The 2,921-nt window shown below is 23.1% G+C and carries 4 protein-coding genes; 2 read left to right on the top strand and 2 right to left on the bottom strand.

Features of this window, described 5'->3' with window-relative positions; all coding sequences use genetic code 11:
• Positions 1-45 precede the first annotated feature (45 nt).
• A complete protein-coding gene (locus tag L992_RS11985; protein ID WP_047396518.1) occupies positions 46-405 on the bottom strand; it encodes a hypothetical protein in 360 nt (119 codons plus the stop codon).
• Between the two features lie 312 nt (positions 406-717).
• Positions 718-1,245, bottom strand: coding sequence for a PBECR4 domain-containing protein (locus L992_RS11980; protein WP_047384956.1), 528 nt, complete (start codon positions 1,243-1,245; stop codon positions 718-720).
• Between the two features lie 600 nt (positions 1,246-1,845).
• Between L992_RS11980 and L992_RS11975 the strand changes: the two genes are divergently transcribed.
• Together L992_RS11975 and L992_RS13230 are read left to right on the top strand one after the other, a co-directional pair.
• Positions 1,846-2,442: a replication initiation protein gene (locus tag L992_RS11975; protein WP_052193992.1), complete on the top strand. Its 597-nt coding sequence runs from the start codon at positions 1,846-1,848 to the stop codon at positions 2,440-2,442.
• Positions 2,439-2,642 carry a hypothetical protein gene (locus tag L992_RS13230; protein ID WP_052193991.1) on the top strand — a complete coding sequence of 68 codons (204 nt, stop codon included), beginning with the start codon at positions 2,439-2,441 and terminating at the stop codon, positions 2,640-2,642. Before L992_RS11975 ends, L992_RS13230 begins: the two co-directional genes overlap by 4 nt.
• Positions 2,643-2,921 lie beyond the last annotated feature (279 nt).

Here is a 2,921-nt window from a genome sequence, read left to right as displayed (position 1 = left end):
CTTAACGTTGTTAAATTTAAAAAAAAATCAAAAAATCCTTAAAAATCAGCTCTTAGCGTTGTTATTCCGCGTTTTCGGGAGCAGAACGGTATAAGATATTGATTTTATGTATGTGGTTACACTTTTTACATTTTTATACAAAATTGGTGGTATAAAAATTTTAGGTAATTTATCTTTACCAGTTATTTCTTTATACTGCTTTCCCAACTCAACAAGATTTTGACATAAACTATTAAAAAAATTTTCATCTGAAACTAGATAAGAATTTCTTTTATAAGTTTGCCTTAAGTGAATAGTACTTACAGAATCAATAATTTCACTGGATTCTATGATCTCTTCAATTATTTTGTATGCTTGGAAAAAAATTCTTCCTTCTGGAGTTGGTTTTGTAAAAGGCATTCTCATAAAAACCTCCGAAAATATATATTCTTATACCATTTTTTATATTATAGGCTAATAACCTATAATATAAAAAAATCAGAAAAATATCAATTACTAATTTTATAACTTTTCCGATTGAATTTTTTTTAATAATTTTAAAGAAGTTTTTAGATAAAAAATTAAATATCTTATTCTTCTTAAAAACGATTTTAAGGCCCTTTGTGTTTTTAAGTCATATATTTTAACATAAAATCTGTTGAAATCTTAAATTTAGCTATTTAAAGCGGTTTAAATTATATAAAAAAGGATTAACTCATTGTAAAAGTTAATCCTTTTTTAATTTATTGTTATAATTTCAAATTTTATAACTTTTATTTTTTTTTGATTTTTTATATATAGATCAATATTATTTGTTCGTTCATCTCTTATAAACCATGTTTCAGGATAATAAGTATTATCTTCAGCTAATCCCAAGTGTAAAATATGATTAGAATTGTCTTTGTAAATTATATATTTTGATTTTAACTCACAATTTTCAATTAAAGTTTTGTTAAACTCAATAATAAAATCTGTTTCGTTTAACGATAATAAATCTATTATTCTTGTAAAATTAATTATTCTTGTTTCTACAATTTTGAATTTTTTATCTTTTTGTAATTTTTCTAAAGTTAATTTTCTATTTTTAATTTTTGAATAAATAAGTTCTGCTGGGAATGTTGAATAACTTGTATATTGGAATCCTAATAAATGCTTTAATCTTTTTTTAGCAATTTGGAACTCAATTATTTCACCAGTTTCTAATGTTATTTTAAATTTTTTTCCCTTTAGATGTTTTTCATATTCCAATATAATTTTTCTTAGCATTATTAAGATCCTCTCTAAAAAATTTAATAGATATGAAAAAAAGTCATAGATTTTATACTACGACTTTTTTTCATAATAAAATTATATTTTATTTTGTAGTAGTAGTCAATTATTAATAAATAATAATCAAACTTTAATTCTTGTTTTTTTATTGTCCCCAAGAGAAAGGAAAGGCTACCAACTCCTCTTTGTTAACGTACAAAACACGAATAACAATAGAATTGTTATCAATTTTATTATAATCTTTTTTTCAAAAAAAATCAAGAGTCTTTTCTTTAAAAGAATCTTTTATTCTTTAAATAATCTTTAAAAGATTTAGACCTCATCTAGATATTGATTTTATTGGCTTAGAATACTATAACTTACTACAATCTGTAACACTGCTTACTACAACCTGTAACATTACTTACTACAACCTGTAACATTACTTACTACATTTTGTAACATTACTTACTACAACCTGTAACATTACTTACTACATTTTGTAACACAACTTACTACAAAAAATTGACTTGCGATAAATAATGTGGTATATCTTATTTATAAAGGCTTTTCAGAGAATCTTACTACATTTTGTAACATTTTATTTTTGGAGGGAAAATGGGGAAAGAAATTATCAAATATCACAATGATATGAATAAAGTTAGTTTTGCTGGATTCAAAGAAAAAGAATTAGATTTATTTTTTTCAATTTGTCAAAAAATGAAAGATAAAGGAACTAATGAAATCGTTTTTTCTTTTTCAGATCTTAGAAAATTATCTCAATATTCAAACCGAAGTATTGAAAGATTTTATTCTGATTTAGATCGAGTATATAAAAAAATGTTAGAATTAAATTTAAAATATGAGGATGAAAAAGAAATAAGACGTTTTGTTTTATTTAGTAGATATATTATAAAAAAAGATGAACAAATAATTATAATAAAAGCTAGTGAAGATTTTGAATATATTTTGAATAAACTTATAGGAACATTTACAAAATTTGATTTAGTAGATTTTGTGAGTTTAAAAAGCGTTTATTCAAAAAATATGTTTAAATTGTTAAAACAATGGGAGAGCAAAAAAAACGTGAAATACGAGGTCCAAGTATTAAGAGAAATATTAGGTGTTCCAAGTAAGTATACAACATCAAATTTTAATGACAGAGTATTAAAGCCTATTATGGATGAACTTCCAAAATATTTTAATGATTTATGAAAACTGTTTTAGATTTAGAAAAAGATAATTTATTTGAATACTTTTCAAATATGGATTTGAATGAAGTAGAGAAGTTTATAGAAAAATACTCAAAAACCGAAGAAGAAGAATTACTTTATCATAAAATTTTTGAAAAATGTCTTCAAATAAGGCAGAAACAAATAATTGAAGATGAAAAAAAGTTTGGAGTAAAATATTAAAAATAATGAATTGATTTTTGGACTATAAAAGTTTATAATTGAATTAGGAATATTATAAAGAGAACACCAATAAAGAGGTTTTAGCTTTGGTCGGCTTAAACCTCTTTTTATTTTTTGGAATAAATGGTACTATAATTCTTAGATACCGAGCTTTAGTAATGAAAATTGTTTATACCCAATCTTTAGAGAAGGGGTTCCGTCAGGAAAACGCGGAATAACAACGCTAAGAGCTGATTTTTAAGGATTTTTTGATTTTTTTTTAAATTTAACAACGTTAAG

Origin of the sequence: Cetobacterium sp. ZOR0034 (assembly GCF_000799075.1) — a bacterium.
Taxonomy (GTDB): domain Bacteria; phylum Fusobacteriota; class Fusobacteriia; order Fusobacteriales; family Fusobacteriaceae; genus Cetobacterium_A.
This window is presented reverse-complemented; position numbering and strand designations above follow the sequence as displayed.